Raw genomic sequence first — 15531 nt, 5'->3', positions numbered from 1 at the left:
ACGCATGAGAAATAAAACGTATTTACTGCAGATTCGTTTCAACCCACCTGATACTCGGGCAATTCTAACGCGCAGCCCCTTGAAATCGCATAGCTTTCGCCCAGAGCAGGTAAGGAACTTAGCCTGGCGTGCATCGTTTGACGCTAACGTCATGCCGTGACATAATTTTTGCCACCAAGCTCGGACACAAGATCCGCTGGAGGAGAGAACAGTGAACAAGCCAGTCAGCGCCCCCCATCCCTGGATCACCGCCTATCCGGAGGGCATCGAATGGGATAGCCCCATCGACACCACGCCTGTCCATGAACAGCTCTTGGCATCCTGTGCCAAGATGGGTGACGCGACAGCGCTCGACTTCCTCGGCGCGACCACATCCTTTCGTCGGCTTGGCGAACAGGTCAACGCCCTGGCTGGCGCGCTGCAGTCCGAACTGGGGATAAAGAAGGGGGATCGCGTCGCGCTTTTGATGCCAAACACTCCCTTTTACGTGATTTCCTATTTCGCCGTGCTGCGCATCGGTGCCACAGTGGTAAATTGCAATCCGCTCTATTCGCTCCATGAGCTCAGCCACATCGTTTCCAATTCGGGCGCCAATGTTCTCATTACGCTCGATCTCAAGGCCACATTTCCCAAGGCGGAGAAACTGGTCGGGCAAGGACATGTCAAAAAACTCGTCGTTGCCCATTTCCCCAACGCGTTGCCTGGTTTGAAAAAAATCCTGTTCTCGCTGTTCAAGGTCAAGGACATCGTCAAAACGGCCGACTCCCCTGCCGCTCGTTCCATAGTGACGTTCGAATCCCTTCTCACGAAGGGCAAGACGCCAACGTCAGTACAGATCGATCGGCAAACGGATGTCGCCGTCCAGCAGTATACGGGCGGCACGACAGGCACCCCCAAGGGTGCGATGCTCAGCCATGCCAACATCGCTGCAAATATGAGCCAGATCGACAAATGGGGGTGCGGATTGTTCTATGCCCCCTCCAAGGTCGTCGCAGTTCTGCCTTTCTTTCATATCTTTGCGATGACGGTATGCATGAACGTACCACTCTGCTCAGGCGCCCAGGTCATCATGCTTCCCCGCTTCGAGCTCAAGGATTTTCTTGCGCTTATGAAGCGCACTAAACCCAACGTTCTTCCTGCTGTGCCCACGCTGCTCCATGCGCTTGCCACCAAGGACACTGCAACAGCTGAAATCCTTGCCCCGATCGAAGTGGCGATCTCGGGTGGCGCCGGCCTCCCCGGCGAAACGCGCGAAGCGTTCGCCAAAAAATCAGACGCTATTCTCGCAGAAGGATATGGGCTGACTGAAGCATCGCCCGTGGTGACCTGCGCCGCGCTGCGCGTACCATCCAAACCTGGATCGATCGGGTTGCCCATTCCCGCCACCGATGTCCGCTTCGTCGATCTTGAGGATCCCGAAAAAGAAGTCGCACCCGGTGAACGCGGCGAACTTGTTCTCAAAGGACCGCAGGTAATGCTGGGTTATTTCAAAGATGATCAGGCTACCCGGGACGTCTTCACGTCAAACGGCTACCTCCGCACTGCGGACGTGGGTTATTTTGACGAGGACGGCTACGTGTTCCTTGTCGATCGCATCAAGGATCTCATTATCTGCTCAGGCTTCAATGTCTATCCACGCGCCATAGAGGATGCGATCTACCAGCACCCATCCGTCGACGAGACGAACGTGATCGGGGTCAAAGACGAGTATCGCGGCGAAGCCCCGATCGCCTATGTCAAACTCAAGGATGGACAATCCATCAGTGAGAGCGAACTCAAATCCTTCATCAAGGATCGCCTCAACAAACTCGAAATGCCCCGCGAGATCATCTTTCGCGATGAGCTGCCAAAAACCATGATTGGCAAGCTGTCCAAAAATGATCTGCGCGATGACTATGAAAAGAACGCCAAATCCAGAGGATAGCATCTTGAATAAGCACGATGCCGACAAGCGCGATCTGTTCGCCATCACCGACTTGGCGAACGAGTTCGGCATTTCAACGCGCGCCATACGGTTCTACGAGACCAAGGGCTTGCTGAAACCCGACCGCCTGGGCTCAACGCGAGTGTTCAGGAGGCGGGACCGGGCACGGCTCATCCTGATCCTGCGCGGCAAAAGGCTCGGCTTCACATTGCGCGATATCTCGGAATATCTGAGCCTTTACGATGCCGACAACACGCGCACAGCGCAGGTCAAACTGTTGATCGGCAAGGTAGATGAACGGCTCGAACTGCTGCACGCGCAATTGGCAGATCTCGAAACCACGATAACCGAATTGACGGAAATTCGCCAATTGGCCGACGATCGGCTGCATAACGCATCATCCGAAGGCTAGGACGGGCTGAAATACGGCAGTCAAAAGTTGGGCCCGACCTCTGATCGGGTCCAACTTTTTACCTAAACAATCGACAAAGTCTAAATGTCGAACTTGATGCCCTGCGCCAGCGGCAGCTCACGGGAATAATTGACGGTATTGGTCTGACGCCGCATGTAAGCCTTCCATGCATCTGAGCCGCTTTCGCGCCCCCCGCCCGTTTCCTTTTCACCGCCGAACGCCCCGCCGATCTCAGCCCCCGATGGTCCTATATTGACGTTAGCAATGCCGCAATCGGACCCGGCAGCAGAGAGAAAAGTTTCGGCTTCACGCAGATCCGTCGAGAAAATGCAGCTCGACAGTCCCTGCGGCACGTCGTTCTGCAAAGCAATCGCCTCATCGAGCGTCTTGTAGGTCAGTACATACAGGATTGGCGCAAACGTCTCATGCTTGACGATTTCGCTCTGCTCGACCATCTCGACGATCGCCGGGCGGACGTAATGGCCGCCATCGACAGCTTCGACCCGCTCGCCGCCAGTGACCTTGCCACCTTCGGACTTGGCCTTCTCCAGCGCCGCCTGCATTGCGTCAAAGGCTTGTTTGTCGATCAATGGGCCGACGAGAACGCCGTCCTCCAAGGGGCTACCGATCGGCAAATTGCCATAAACACTCTTGAGCTTTTCCACGAGCTCATCGCGCACGTCTTCATGGACAATCAACCGCCGCAAACTTGTGCACCGTTGTCCGCACGTGCCGACCGCCGAAAAGACTATGGCCCGGACCGCATTGTCCATATCGGCCGATGGCGCAACAATCATCGCATTGTTGCCGCCCAATTCCAGAATTGTCTTGCCAAAGCGCTCGGCAACCTTGGGCCCGACAATCCGCCCCATGCGCGTTGAACCAGTCGCGGAAACCAACGGAACGTCTTTGGAGGTGGTGAGCGCTTCACCAACATCCGCGCCACCAATTGCCACATGCAACAAGCCCTCGGGCGCCTCACCGAAACGCTCGGCAGCCTTTTTGAAAATCTTTTGCACTGCAAGCGCAGTCAATGGCGTCTTTTCAGATGGCTTCCAGACTGTCGAATTGCCGGCCACTGCCGCCAAAGCGAAGTTCCAGGCAAAAACAGCTACAGGGAAATTGAAGGCCGAGATCACCCCCACCACGCCGAGTGGGTGCCATGTCTCGCGCATTGCATGGCCCTGACGCTCCGAAGCAATGGTCAGTCCAAACAACTGCCGCGACTGCCCCACCGCCAGATCGCAGATATCGATCATCTCCTGGACTTCGCCGAGTCCCTCCTGAAAGATCTTGCCCGCCTCCAGTGCCACGAGCGCGCCCAGTTCATTTTTTGCGTCGCGCAGTTCTTCGCCAAACAGTCGGATGAGCTCCCCCCTTCGCGGCGCTGGAACCAACTTCCATTCAGAGAATGCCGCTTTGGCGGCAGCAATCATCTTTTCGACATCTCCGCCCGAGTGAGTAGCGACCTCTCCGATCAGTGCGCCATCGATAGGAGAATGCACTTCCAGCGCACCGCCTGTCAGATCGGCGGCCGCCAGCTTTGCGGCTGAAAGAATGTCGGCATGGGACATGAATGTTTCCTCTTGATGTTGTGACTTTGACCTTCGTGGGCCAATTACACTGAACCCTAAAGGAAGCTGGCCGCGGCGCAAAACGCCGATTGGTGATGGATCGATGACCGGCGCTTATGCCTATTCGGCCGGAACTGCCGCGATCACCGAATGGGAGATCTTGGCTTCCGCCTTTTTGTGCATGAACACGGGGTTGCCCTTGAGCCATAGCTTGAGCGCTTCCCAGTGAATGCTACCCATAATTTTCAACGTCATCAGCGGGTAGCGCACCAGCGCCCGTGCAAGGTTCTTGTCGCTCAATTCCTGGCGGGTGCCGGTGAACGCAGCATAGAGCAACGCCCCATCCGGGTCGCTTTCATTGATGGCGATCTGAACTTTGTCACTTGGTGGGGTAATCTTGAAATCGTAGAGCGCCTGCATGGGCACGAACGGGGAAACGTAAAGTTCCTTGTTACATGACTGACGGAACGGGCCCTCCGTGTGTCCGGCCATCGGCATCACATAGGTGTGTCGCTCATAAAAAGTATTGCAAACTTCATAAAGGACAGCCCGGATGCCCTGCGGGTCCGAGCAAAAATAGACAGTGATAGGGTTAAACACATACCCGAACATGCGCGGGTAGCAGAGCATTTCAATCTTGAGGTCCCTGCCCTCGATCCCAGCTTCGCCCAACAGCCGTTCCGCCCAAGCGCGAAGCCCGCCACTCACGCCGTCCCCATGGTCGGTCTCGCGAAAGCTGAACACACCAAAACGATTGTAGGAAAAGAGCTTGAGCCTCGTATCCAGAGCTTCGAGCCGATCGAGATCAAGCAGTAGTGAAAAGACGCGATAGCGCAGCGTGTGCGCGCGCGGCCTGTGCCGCACATGCACGACTTCTCCGCCATATATCGCGCCATCTTTCATTCAGCGGCCACCCTTTCGGCATCAATATGGATACGGCCCGAGGGATTTTCCACTGCCCAGGGCCGCTGCACCCCGGCCATGTCTTCCGCCGCCGCAAGTCCGGACTGTAAACCATCCTCGTGAAAACCTGACCCGAAATGCGCCCCTGCAAACCAGACGCCACCGCGTCCTTGCAGCCGCCAGAGGTCTTTCTGTGCTGCCATCGCCATCTGGTCAAAAAGCGGGTGGGTGTAATCGAAAGTTTCAAAGACAGTTGCTGGATCGATCTCCCGGCTGGGATTGAGTGTTACGAACAACGGGTATTTCTTGTCGATATTCTGGAGCTTGTTCATCCAGTAGGTCACGCAAAGCGGACTGTCGCCATCCCACTCACGTTCCCCGATGTAGTTCCAGCTCGACCATACCGATTTGCGTTTAGGCATCAGTCGCCGGTCTGTATGCAGCACGGCCCTGTTGTGCGTATAGGAAAACGCTCCCAAAAGCCTCTGTTCTTCAGCATCGGCATCGCTAAGCATCTCCAAGGCCTGATCAGCGTGAGTGGCAATCAAAACATCCGTAAAGACGTCCTTGTGACCGCGCACATCCGTCACCGTCACAACGCCCGAATGCCGTTCGATCGCACTCACGCCGGTCGAAAGTCGCACTGTTCCCTTGAACCCGGCTACCAATCGGGAAACATACTCCCGGCTGCCGCCTTTGACCGTCCGCCACATCGGCCTGTTGTAGAGATCGAGCAAGCCATGATTGAGAAAAAACCGCACAAACGCCTGCACCGGATAATTGCGGATATCGTTGGCGGAAGATGACCATATTGCTGCAGCCATGGGCAGGATATGGTCTTGAATGTAGCTCTCCGAATACCCGTTCTGGGCCAGGTAATCGGCTAGTCCCACATGGGCAAGACTACCGTCCGCGAGGATTTCGCGATGAGACCGTGAAAATTTCACAACATCCGATAGCATGCGCCAGAACCGTGGACGCACAACATTTGACTTTTGCCCGATAAGCCCCAGCGGGTCCGAGCAATATTCAAACGCTCCGCCATCGATAGACGCGCCGAACGACATCCATGATAGATCCGTCGGCACACCCAGATGCTCGAACATTGCCACGAGATTGGGATAATTGGCCTCGTTATAGACGATGAAGCCGGTATCGACTGCGATTGTTTTGCCATTGTAATCGACATCGACTGTATTGGAGTGGCCACCGATCCGGGATTCGACCTCGTATAGCGTCACATCATGGCTCTGGCTCATCAGCCAGGCAGCAGAAAGCCCTGAAATTCCGCTTCCGATAACGGCGATGCGCCGTGAGCCTTTCGGACCCTTGGGGCCTGCGTCGAGATACATGGGTCGGCTTGTCCTTGTTTGAGTTCCAGTAAGGTACGTGCCAGACTCCCAATCGGATGCACTCAAAACGAGATTTTTCTTTTCTGCTAGGTGATCTGCCCGGTTCGAGCCGCCGTAGATCGAGGCATGACGACAGTCCTTTCCATCGATGCGGCCCCGTGCCAAACTCGCGGGCCCTTGGCGGCGCAGCACAATATTGCTGTGCGCCCGGCCCCCAGAGGAGTTGCGCGTACCGACAAGATGGCCGTCGATCCCAATGACAAAAAGGCGCTCAACATCTTGATGCGCCAGAAGCTTTTCGCCGTCGCCACCTCCCGTGATGTGGCCGCATTTGAAGAGCTGTTCCGCTATTATGGCCCGCGGGTACGCGCCTACATGGCCAAACTCTCGCGCGACGGGCAGCTTGCCGAGGAATTGATGCAGGAAACCATGGTGGCGGTCTGGAACAAGGCCGCGCAATACAGCCCGGACAAGGGCAATGTCTCCACGTGGATTTTTACCATCGCGCGCAACCAGCGCATCGACCATTGGCGCAAGTCAAATCGTCCAGATTTTGATCCCAACGATCCCGCTTTCATACCGACAGAGATCAAACCGGCTGACGCTGCCTTTGACATGAACGAAGACGCCGACAGGCTGCACCGAGCGATGGAAAAACTTCCCCCCGAACAACTTGAGCTTTTAAAGCTCTCGTTCTTTGAGGAGGCATCGCACGGATCCATTTCGGAAAAGCTGGGCCTCCCGCTCGGCACGGTTAAATCTCGCATCAGGCTTGCTTTTTCCAAACTGCGTACGGCGCTGGAGGACCGCTCATGAGCATCGTCCACCATCTTGACGACGATATTCTGCTCGCGCATGCCGCCGGCACCCTATCGGAAGGTTTTTCGCTGGCCGTCGCCACCCATCTTGCAGTCTGCCCGGACTGCCGTGAGCGTTATGCCATGATGGAAGGCGCCGGGGGCGCACTGCTCGATACTATTGAGCCCTCTCCAGATGTGGACGCCAGTTGGCAGGCGCTCAGCACGCGCATTGCTAGCGCTCCATTGCCCAAGGCAAAGCCGGTACGTCGGGGCAAACCGGGTTCAGCTCCGATCCTGCCCGAGCCGTTACGCTCATACGTAGGTTCGGATGTCGACGTCATTCGGTGGAAAGCAATGCCGGGCGCTGCTCAGTTTGTTATTCCTACACGCGATGGCCGTTCTGTAGCGCGCCTGTTGCGCATTCCTGCCGGTCAGCCAGTTCCCGAGCATACCCATAGCGGCATGGAGATGACGCTGGTTCTCTCCGGCGCCTTCAGCGACGCGGACGGAACCTTCACACGTGGCGACATCGAAATTGCCGGCGGCGATCTTACCCATCAGCCGATAGCCACCACGGATGCCGATTGCATCTGCCTTGCCGTCACCGAAGCACCGCTCAAGTTCAAGAGTTGGATCGTACGCTTGTTCCAGCCTGTGCTGGGGATATGAGGGATCACATGCCTTACGTTGTCGCCTATATCGGCACAGCCATTGTCTTTTTCGCAATTGACTATATTTGGCTCTCGCGCGTCGCCTTTGGCTTTTATCGTGAGCAGATCGGCCATGTCCTGCTCGACCAGCCCAACCTTGCGGCAGCCGGAGCGTTCTACCTCTTCTATATCGGCGGGATTGTCTATTTCGCCGTTGCGCCAGCCATGCAGTCGGGCAACTGGACCCAGGCGCTGCTCGCCGGCGCCATCCTCGGCCTTGTCGCCTATGGCACCTATGATATGACAAACCTAGCAACGATAAAGAACTGGTCTGTCAGCGTCACAATCATCGATATCATCTGGGGTGCCGCCCTGACCGGCACCGCAGCAACTGCAGGCTATTTTGCCACTCGCCTGTTTAGCGGCAGCAACTAGATCGGCTCGAGCCAGGCGTACGCACTGCCCCACCTAGAGTTCAAAACTGGGGCCCGCGTCTGGCTGTCTCGCAGGTTCGACGCTCAGCCGGCCATTTGATAGTTCTCGCTGCTGGTTCGAGATCACTCCTCTCATTTTAATTTTACTTGCTGCCTTTCTGACAAAATTTTAATTTGCATCTCGAAACCGGATGCTGCTGTGGTTATGGGGCTGCCGAAGGACATTATATTCGCATACTTGGTCGGGCTGGCAGGACTAATCCTTGTTAGTACCATAAAGCTTGCTATTACCCCGGTTTTCACATCCTCGTTTAGCGGACTGTTCTTCGCTCTGGCAATATTGCTTGCTGCCGGCATGGGCGGAATGGCGCCCGGCGTGTTCACGATGGTCCTCGCTCTGCCGCTGGTCTATTTCTTCACAGTAGATGAGAGTACGTCCCAGGGACCTGACCTTGTCCTTTTTGCCGGTGTGGGTTTTGGGATTGCCTGGCTGGGAGGCGTGCTGCGGGAAGAGCGCATAAAGGCGCTAATGGCCACCCGGCTGCTACTACGACGAGAAAGCTATCTGCAGGCCATCCTGGACACCATTTCTGATGCAACGATAGCGAGCAAGCCGAGCGGCGAGATCGTGTCTTTCAACGCCGCTGCAGAACGGCTGTTTGGGTATCGCGAGAAAGTCGTCATGACTCGCAACGTGCATATCCTTATGGCATCGCCTCATTTGCCTGACCGCAACAGCACGGCCGAATACCCATCAACGGGCTTTGCCCGCTTCATCGGACGCAACCGCCTGCTGCGCGGCAAGCGTAGCGATGGCACCACGTTTCCCATGAGCATCGACGTCGTCAGGATCACCACCGGTGAGGGCCTTCTTTTCATTGCTTTTGCGCGCGACATGACTGAGCGAGAACGGGCAGCAACGCGGCTCGAGCAGACCGAGGCAGAACTGGCTCGGCTCTCCAGAATGAGCGAAATGGGCGAAATGGCTTCAGCGCTTGCCCATGAAATCAACCAACCGCTTTCGGCGATCAGCAATTATGTACAAGGCGCCAAGCGCATGCTTGAGCTCTTTGACCCCGCCATGCTTCCAGCGCTACGCGAATCTCTTGCCGCTGCCGCAACCCAGGCCCTGCGTGCGGGCGACATTATCCATCACCTGCGAATTTTCATGGCACAGGGCGAAATCGACAAAGAGATCGTCGACGTCAACACACTGATCGAAGGTGCAATGGCGCTGGCGCTGGCCGGCACCAGAGAAGATGGCATCCTCATCGAGCTGAACCTCTCGCCCGGGCCATTAGAGGCTTTAGGTAACCCCACCCAGATCCAGCAGGTAATCGTCAATCTCTTGCGCAATGCTGCCGATGCGGTGCAGGCCAGCGAACGCAAGATCATCACTATACGGACGCGCCAGAACGACAGGTTTGCCCGCATCGAACTCAGCGACACCGGGCATGGCATTCCACCAGAATTCGGCGAGGAAATATTCAAGGCATTCGTATCGACGAAACGAAGAGGCATGGGGGTTGGCCTCTCGATTTCAAAACGCATTATCGAAGCACATGGAGGTGCGATAGAGGCCCGCTCGATAACGGGCAAGGAAACAGTTTTTACATTCACCCTTCCCTTGGTTGACCGAGAGATTGATGCCCATGCCCAGTGACTTCCTGATCCACATCGTCGACGATGAAGAACCGGTGCGTCAGTCGCTTTCGTTCATGCTCGCGGCCTCTGGCTGGCGCTCGCGCAAATATGCTTCAGCCGGCGAGTTTCTCGACGCCGTGGACAATCTCGATGATGCTTGCTTGATTACCGACCTGCGCATGCCCGGAATGAGTGGGATAGAGCTGCTGCATCACCTGCGGGCCGAAGGACACGCGCTGCCGGTTGTCGTGGTCACTGGTCATGGCGATGTGCTTGCAGCCGTCGATGCGATGAAGGCGGGGGCAAGCGATTTCATCGAAAAGCCGTTCAGCGAAGCAACGATACTCGCCACACTCGCCCGGGTATGCGCTGCAGCACAGGAAGAAAACCACGTTCGCAGCCTTCGGCAGGCAGCGCGGGCGAAACTGGACTCCCTCAGCGCGCGCGAACGACAGGTTCTTGACGGCGTAGTTGACGGGTTGGCGAACAAGGAAATCGCCAGAGATCTGGGTCTTAGCCCACGCACAGTCGAAGTTTATCGCGCAACGATCATGACCAAGATGCACGCCCACAGTCTTGCCGAGCTGGTCAGGACTGCGGTTCAAGGTTCCGACCAGTATCAGGGCGGAGATTGAAATGCGCAAAGATGTGACGATGTTGATTTAATCAAACAGCCAACAGAGGCAGGGCGTGCTGAGATAGGCAGAGGTCGATTTATCTCAGCACGCTACCCGGGCGACACCAAGCCCGAGCCAGCTTATGCGCCCAGTTCAATCAGGGCGGTTCTATCGAGCAATATGACTTCACGTGCGCCGACGAGCGTTATCAGCTTGAGGACCTGTAGGCGGTGAATTGCCCGCGACACTGTTTCCAGTGTCAGTCCAAGATGATCTGCGATATCGCAGCGCGACATCGGCAATCGAGCCTTGTTGCTACCATCTTCGCGCCTGTCGGCGATCCCCACAAGAAACGCAGCGACCCGTTCAATTGAATTCTGTGTACCGAGAACCAGAAGATGCTGGTGTATGCTCTCGAGATAGCCAAACAGCATTTCGGCAATCAGGGGGTTGGCCAGATCCCTGTCATCCAGTTGCAATCTGCGCGTGCCGGAATATTCAAGCGTTTCCGCATAGCATTGCCGCTCGCCACCCGTCTCGAAACCGAAAACTTGACCGGCGAAGTAAAAGCCGGTCACGAGGCGCCGCCCCTCTGGCGTTATCCGCGAAACGCGCACACAGCCATATTCGACGATATAGATGTCTCCGGCTTCATCCCCCTGTGCATAGATCAGTTCCTTTTCCCGATGCCGGGTCGTACCGCCGAGTTTGGTACTGCCAATAAGGCCCAGATACCCGGCGGCTCCGACAATGGTCGTAGGATTGGAGAACTCCTTATGCATCAACATTTGCTTGTCCCTTCCCTGTTGCCAGGAGTATGGGCGTTAAACATTTGTTAATAAATTCCGGTTCTTCCACTAGTGATTCTACGATATTGACGCTGCGCCGTTTTCACTTGAGTGCAGAAGCCGGGCCTTCAATCCCCGCCACACGGCGTTCAAGCCGCTTGGCACGGGCGGCCAAAGCCTCGTATTGCGCCGCAATCAGATCGCGCTCTTTCTTGACTTCAAACAGAGCCAGCTCGGACCGCTGCAGCAAGCGCCTGTGCCCGTCCGAAATTATTCCCACCGTTACCGCAATGACCAACCAGGCCAATGGCGTGGTCCAGACAGCAGCGAGATATTCGAAATATCCCTCGCCAATCACTCTTTGAGGCAAGGTGCCACCCAATAGAGCAAGAGCCGTGGCCATCGCTGCAGCCATGATGCCGCCTGATGCTCCGTACTGGGCAGCGATAAGAGCAACGGCAAGGACCAATGGGTGGATGGGCAGCATCTGGAGGTCGAGCAACCCCAAGCGTTCAACTGCAAACAAACCCCCAATCATAACCGCGCCTTCAACCACGCCGACCCAGTGATTGGAAGGACCGCTGCCGGTTTCCCCCAGCAGCATTCTTGGACTGGCGGTATTTTGAGCATGTACGTTCACTGCAATTTTCCTCAGTTATGGTGACGGCTGCGGGGGGTTAGCCTGCAACCGCCGGATTGTTGTCGACAAATGTGAGGCGGTTCATCACCTTGAGCGTATTGACCATCACCCCGTAAGCGAGGATGGCGGCTGCCCCGGTCGCGATCACGTAGCCCAACCCCAAGGCGTCCGGGTTGGAAAGCAGCAGATAGGTCAGCCCGCCATTGAGGACGAGAAACACGATCTGGAGCAGGAAGTAGGCGCGGCCGTACTGCATGAACAAGATGACGCCGATACAGGCGAGAAAGAGAAAGTGAAACGCGGCTCCGATCAAAGCGAGCCGCAAGACCTGCAAGGTTTCCAGGCCCAGCCCAAGCAGGCTCACAATCCACGGTCCGGCGAGGGCGAGCACAAGGCTGATTGTGATCTGGATGACAAATGCCGAAAATATCGTATTGGTCGTTTGCCAGGTGATTGCAGTGCGCTGGGCATCGATGTGGCGCAGCGTTCCGCCCGAATGAACGATGTCGCGATACTTCCGATAGGCAGTGAAAAAGTCAGTTTCCAGCCAGATCGAAACGATGCTCATCAGGGGCACTATCGAAAGATAGGCGATAAACATTGGAACGTCGTATCGCGGCGCGTGGATAAGGCCGTGCGCAATGGCGGTGCCTTCATATGACTGCCAGACCACCAGCTTGTCGATCCATACGGCGAGCGCACTGGTCAGGCCGGCAATCACGAAAGTGCGTGAACGCATCGGGTGCGCGATCAGCCCGCGAATGCTTTCGGTCAGCGGTTTGATCCGTCCCGGAAAGGTCTGCACGATCAATCCATGCAAAATGGCGAAGGCCAGAAACAGGCCTGCGCCAAATCCGGCCAGCAAACCCGCAACGCCATATCCAAGGCTGGCCAAAGATAGTCCCAGCACCACCGAAACGCTCAACCCCATGGTAAAGCCGGTTGTGACGATCGTATATTGCCGGATCGCAGCGACCATCGACATGGTCAGCCACAGCAAGGAAACCTGCAATACGCAGAACGTTGCGGCAGTCGCCGTTTGCATATCAAGCCCGATGATCACGGAAAACAGAAGCCAGGCAAGAAAGACGGTAATCAGGGCAGCTACGCCGAGCGCGCCCATATAGATCCCATGAACACGGTCGAAATGGCGCTCATAAAGTTCAGCAGAAACCCGCAGATTAAGCTCGAGCGCAATCGGCGCTGTAACGACAAGGGAAAGGGCAAAACAATAGATCACCAGCACCCTGAACGTCGTGGTCATCTCGAGCCCGACCAATGGAGCGCCAAGCCAGGAGATCAGTGCCAGCCCGATCATTATCACGATCCACGGTCCCGCAGTGACCATGATGGCATGGCCAGTTGCCATGGAATGTCCGGCCAGATTGTTCTGGCTGCGCAGTTTGGTGAGAGCAAATCCGATGCCGGCCATTTTTTAGACCTCACTCTTGGCAATTTGGGAAAGATGACGACCGTAAAGTCTCGTATAGGCCGATGCTATGGTGTCAGACCGGTATTGGGTCCGCACCTTTTCGCGCAGCGATGATCCCATCCGTTCCCGCGCCATGGGGTTGGTGAGAATATGCACGGCGGCGGAAACCAGAGAACCGACATCACCCACCGGAGCGACAATGCCGCCAACACCAGCCACCGCCGCTTGCCCAGGGCTGCCAGGACAACCGAGGATTTCGCGACACGCGCCAACATCGGTTGCAATACACGGCACGCCCGAAGCGCCAGCCTCCAGTATGACCAACGGCAGGGCCTCGGAAATCGAAGTCAGCATGAGAACATCGATTTCAGCCATATAGTCGCGGACATCGACGGGACCGGTAAACGTGATGATATCTCCAAGCCCACGCTCTTTGACGGCGTCGACGCAGCTCTGTGCGTAATCCGGATCTTCATCCATGGGCCCGATGATAAGCGCCCGCAGACCGGGAACTTTTGATGCTGCCCGTTCGGCCACATCGATGAACGTCTGAACGTCCTTGATGGGCGTAACGCGCCCGATAAATGCCAGAGTGGGCCGCGTCGACTGGCGCATGGGCAACGTCTCGAACCTGTCGACGTCAACGCCATTGGGCACAACGGTGAGCTTTCGGCTGTCGGCGCCCAACGCTTGCTGAAATGCGTTGTTATCGCCGTAAAGCGCGATCACATCATCTGCGGCGCTATAAGCGATCCGCGCAAAACTCTCGAAAGCGTCGGCCCAGAAGTCGCGCACATCGTGACGCTCATCGGCAAAATCGAGCCCGGTATCGATGCTGTTTTTGATCCAGTCGGCCATCAGGATCTCGACACGCCGTTCATTGGAATAAATACCATGCTCGGTGATCATGACGGGTCGGCCGGTATCATGTGCCGCCCGCGCAGCAACCAGGCCCGCATAGCCGGTGGAAACCGAATGATAGAGCCGCGCGCTGGGAAGTGGGCTGACCAGAGTGCGCAGCAGTCCGCCAGCCAGTGCCCGCCAAGCCCAGAAATATGAGATGAAAGCTGTTTGCGGCATGCGGGCATAACCGGAAGACAGGGCCTGCCAGGCTTGGCGGGAATCGAGCAATGTCGAAACCGAAGGCCGCCTGCTTTCCGGGCCAAGCTTTTCAAGAAGCGCCTGAAAGCCTTGCGCATCACCGCGGTCGAGGATGGCAGTCAGCGTATCGGCGTACCATTGCGGCGTCATCGCCGGCCAGGCCCGACGCTGTCCCTTTCCCTTGTCGTCGAGCAACAGGTGATGAATTGCCTTGAGGTTGTCGGGCCGTTCATAGCGCGGCTCGGTCTGAGGAGCGCTGGGCAGAATCGCCAGCACAGAGAACGTCAGTTCAGGATGCGTCCTGATCAGCCAGTCGATCCAGTTGGATACGCCACCTGAAACATAGGGGTAGCACCCTTCAGCGATCAGACACACATCGGCTTCAGGCTCGAAACGGCGTCCCGCGGGCGCAAACCAATTGGGCACTTCCATCGTCGTGAGCCCCTATGCTGCAGGTGTTGTTGCATCGTTGGCGGGCACCACGATGCTCGCCTGATGACGGTGTCCGGCGCTGGTGCGCACCTTGGAGCGGAACAGCGCTGAAACGGCCGCCGCTTGCACCCGGACCCGCTGATCGCGGCTGCGCAGTGCTTTTTCGATGAGATTACCGCCGTCTACCGGCCCGTCGGCAACGATCGAAGCAAAAAGCGCCTGCTTCTCCCGCATGGACCCTGACATGATCAGCCGGTCGACAGATTTTGGTAGCCGTGCCGCTGGCCGGACCACCTGATCGTCAAGAATGCGGTCGGCGAGGGTCACGGCGGGCACTGGCACCGGCGCGATCGTGTTGTACCAACGCTCAAGGCGTTCGGCGCGCACGCGGGACGAAAGCTGTTCATCGATCATCGCGGAAGCCGCGCCGAACGGGCCGGCAACCATCACCTGCAGGGCAAATGCTTGCAGGTCGCCCGAATAGATATTCTTGCGTTCGACAAAAAGGATAACGCCAAGCATCACGAGACAAAGACCAAGATGCAAGAACATGGCCATCGCCAGGTCGATATGGCCGAGCGCCAAAAAGACGATGCCGACAGCCTCGGTGGCAAACACCACGGTTTTCAGACCGGCAAACAGCGCCTTGATGGCCGGCTTGGCGGTAAAAGGGGCAGGTTGCGCCCCGAGCGAGGAATTGAGGGACAGTACCATCTTAGTCACCCTGTTGTTCTGAGTTCGGCTTCCCGAACGTTTTTTGTGAACCGGCGCCAATAATGTCGGGTCCCAGAAGTCTCCGAGTTGATGAATGTCAATATTGTGCGCGCA

At 56.7% G+C, this 15531-nt stretch carries 15 protein-coding genes; 7 read left to right on the top strand and 8 right to left on the bottom strand.

Annotation, left to right across the window (positions count from 1 at the left end; all coding sequences use genetic code 11):
- Positions 1-211 precede the first annotated feature (211 nt).
- Together ACN0TA_RS16435 and ACN0TA_RS16430 are read left to right on the top strand one after the other, a co-directional pair.
- A complete protein-coding gene (locus ACN0TA_RS16435; protein ID WP_417584921.1) occupies positions 212-1924 on the top strand; it encodes a long-chain-fatty-acid--CoA ligase in 1713 nt (570 codons plus the stop codon).
- Positions 1925-1928: 4 nt separating this feature from the next.
- Entirely contained in the window at positions 1929-2336 is a 408-nt protein-coding gene (locus ACN0TA_RS16430; RefSeq protein ID WP_417584919.1) for a MerR family transcriptional regulator, read from the top strand.
- 80 nt (positions 2337-2416) lie between these two features.
- On the opposite strand, the gene ACN0TA_RS16425 is transcribed toward ACN0TA_RS16430, so the two are convergent.
- The 3 genes from ACN0TA_RS16425 to ACN0TA_RS16415 form a co-directional block, all read right to left on the bottom strand.
- Positions 2417-3910: an aldehyde dehydrogenase family protein gene (locus tag ACN0TA_RS16425; protein WP_417584917.1), complete on the bottom strand. Its 1494-nt coding sequence runs from the start codon at positions 3908-3910 to the stop codon at positions 2417-2419.
- 120 nt (positions 3911-4030) lie between these two features.
- A complete protein-coding gene (locus tag ACN0TA_RS16420) occupies positions 4031-4813 on the bottom strand; it encodes a DUF1365 domain-containing protein (protein WP_417584915.1) in 783 nt (260 codons plus the stop codon).
- Positions 4810-6165, bottom strand: coding sequence for an NAD(P)/FAD-dependent oxidoreductase (locus ACN0TA_RS16415; protein ID WP_417584913.1), 1356 nt, complete (start codon positions 6163-6165; stop codon positions 4810-4812). The genes ACN0TA_RS16420 and ACN0TA_RS16415 overlap by 4 nt, the downstream gene beginning before the upstream one ends.
- A gap of 240 nt (positions 6166-6405) precedes the next feature.
- On the opposite strand from ACN0TA_RS16415, the gene ACN0TA_RS16410 reads away from it, so the two are divergent.
- The 5 genes from ACN0TA_RS16410 (at position 6406) to fixJ (ending at position 10328) form a co-directional block, all read left to right on the top strand.
- On the top strand, positions 6406-6981 hold the full coding sequence (locus ACN0TA_RS16410; protein ID WP_417584970.1) for a sigma-70 family RNA polymerase sigma factor: 576 nt from the start codon (positions 6406-6408) through the stop codon (positions 6979-6981).
- Positions 6978-7634: a ChrR family anti-sigma-E factor gene (locus ACN0TA_RS16405; RefSeq protein ID WP_417584911.1), complete on the top strand. Its 657-nt coding sequence runs from the start codon at positions 6978-6980 to the stop codon at positions 7632-7634. Before ACN0TA_RS16410 ends, ACN0TA_RS16405 begins: the two co-directional genes overlap by 4 nt.
- Before the next feature lie 8 nt (positions 7635-7642).
- Positions 7643-8050: a DUF2177 family protein gene (locus tag ACN0TA_RS16400; RefSeq protein WP_417584909.1), complete on the top strand. Its 408-nt coding sequence runs from the start codon at positions 7643-7645 to the stop codon at positions 8048-8050.
- Between the two features lie 204 nt (positions 8051-8254).
- On the top strand, positions 8255-9712 hold the full coding sequence (locus tag ACN0TA_RS16395; protein WP_417584907.1) for an ATP-binding protein: 1458 nt from the start codon (positions 8255-8257) through the stop codon (positions 9710-9712).
- Positions 9696-10328, top strand: a complete 633-nt coding sequence (fixJ, locus tag ACN0TA_RS16390) for a response regulator FixJ (RefSeq protein ID WP_417584905.1) — start codon at positions 9696-9698, stop codon at positions 10326-10328. The genes ACN0TA_RS16395 and fixJ overlap by 17 nt, the downstream gene beginning before the upstream one ends.
- Positions 10329-10450: 122 nt before the next feature.
- Here fixJ and ACN0TA_RS16385 read toward each other — a convergent pair whose 3' ends face one another.
- The 5 genes from ACN0TA_RS16385 to ACN0TA_RS16365 form a co-directional block, all read right to left on the bottom strand.
- Entirely contained in the window at positions 10451-11098 is a 648-nt protein-coding gene (locus tag ACN0TA_RS16385; RefSeq protein WP_417584903.1) for a helix-turn-helix domain-containing protein, read from the bottom strand.
- Positions 11099-11201: 103 nt separating this feature from the next.
- Positions 11202-11738 (bottom strand): hypothetical protein, encoded by a 537-nt coding sequence (locus tag ACN0TA_RS16380; protein ID WP_417584901.1) that lies wholly within the window; start codon positions 11736-11738, stop codon positions 11202-11204.
- Between the two features lie 37 nt (positions 11739-11775).
- Positions 11776-13170 (bottom strand): exopolysaccharide Pel transporter PelG, encoded by a 1395-nt coding sequence (pelG, locus tag ACN0TA_RS16375; RefSeq protein WP_417584899.1) that lies wholly within the window; start codon positions 13168-13170, stop codon positions 11776-11778.
- Between the two features lie 3 nt (positions 13171-13173).
- Positions 13174-14703 carry a GT4 family glycosyltransferase PelF gene (pelF, locus tag ACN0TA_RS16370; RefSeq protein ID WP_417584897.1) on the bottom strand — a complete coding sequence of 510 codons (1530 nt, stop codon included), beginning with the start codon at positions 14701-14703 and terminating at the stop codon, positions 13174-13176.
- A 12-nt stretch (positions 14704-14715) separates the two neighbouring features.
- The gene (locus ACN0TA_RS16365) at positions 14716-15417 is read right to left on the bottom strand and encodes a hypothetical protein (protein ID WP_417584895.1); all 702 of its coding nucleotides are present in this window, start codon (positions 15415-15417) and stop codon (positions 14716-14718) included.
- Positions 15418-15531: the final 114 nt, after the last annotated feature.

Source organism: Pelagibacterium sp., from assembly GCF_048264985.1.
GTDB lineage: Bacteria > Pseudomonadota > Alphaproteobacteria > Rhizobiales > Devosiaceae > Pelagibacterium.
Note: the sequence above shows the minus strand (reverse complement) of the source record. Positions and strands in the feature narration are given on the sequence as shown.

Bases quoted from the DNA above. Each gene is read 5' to 3' on its own strand.
- ACN0TA_RS16425 (WP_417584917.1), bottom strand. From the start codon at position 3,910: ATGTCCCATGCCGACATTCTTTCAGCCGCAAAGCTGGCGGCCGCCGAT.
- ACN0TA_RS16420 (WP_417584915.1), bottom strand. From the start codon at position 4,813: ATGAAAGATGGCGCGATATATGGCGGAGAAGTCGTGCATGTGCGGCAC.
- ACN0TA_RS16415 (WP_417584913.1), bottom strand. From the start codon at position 6,165: ATGTATCTCGACGCAGGCCCCAAGGGTCCGAAAGGCTCACGGCGCATC.
- ACN0TA_RS16410 (WP_417584970.1), top strand. From the start codon at position 6,406: ATGGCCGTCGATCCCAATGACAAAAAGGCGCTCAACATCTTGATGCGC.
- ACN0TA_RS16405 (WP_417584911.1), top strand. From the start codon at position 6,978: ATGAGCATCGTCCACCATCTTGACGACGATATTCTGCTCGCGCATGCC.
- ACN0TA_RS16400 (WP_417584909.1), top strand. From the start codon at position 7,643: ATGCCTTACGTTGTCGCCTATATCGGCACAGCCATTGTCTTTTTCGCA.
- ACN0TA_RS16395 (WP_417584907.1), top strand. From the start codon at position 8,255: ATGGGGCTGCCGAAGGACATTATATTCGCATACTTGGTCGGGCTGGCA.
- fixJ (WP_417584905.1), top strand. From the start codon at position 9,696: ATGCCCATGCCCAGTGACTTCCTGATCCACATCGTCGACGATGAAGAA.
- ACN0TA_RS16385 (WP_417584903.1), bottom strand. From the start codon at position 11,098: ATGTTGATGCATAAGGAGTTCTCCAATCCTACGACCATTGTCGGAGCC.
- pelG (WP_417584899.1), bottom strand. From the start codon at position 13,170: ATGGCCGGCATCGGATTTGCTCTCACCAAACTGCGCAGCCAGAACAAT.
- pelF (WP_417584897.1), bottom strand. From the start codon at position 14,703: ATGGAAGTGCCCAATTGGTTTGCGCCCGCGGGACGCCGTTTCGAGCCT.
- ACN0TA_RS16365 (WP_417584895.1), bottom strand. From the start codon at position 15,417: ATGGTACTGTCCCTCAATTCCTCGCTCGGGGCGCAACCTGCCCCTTTT.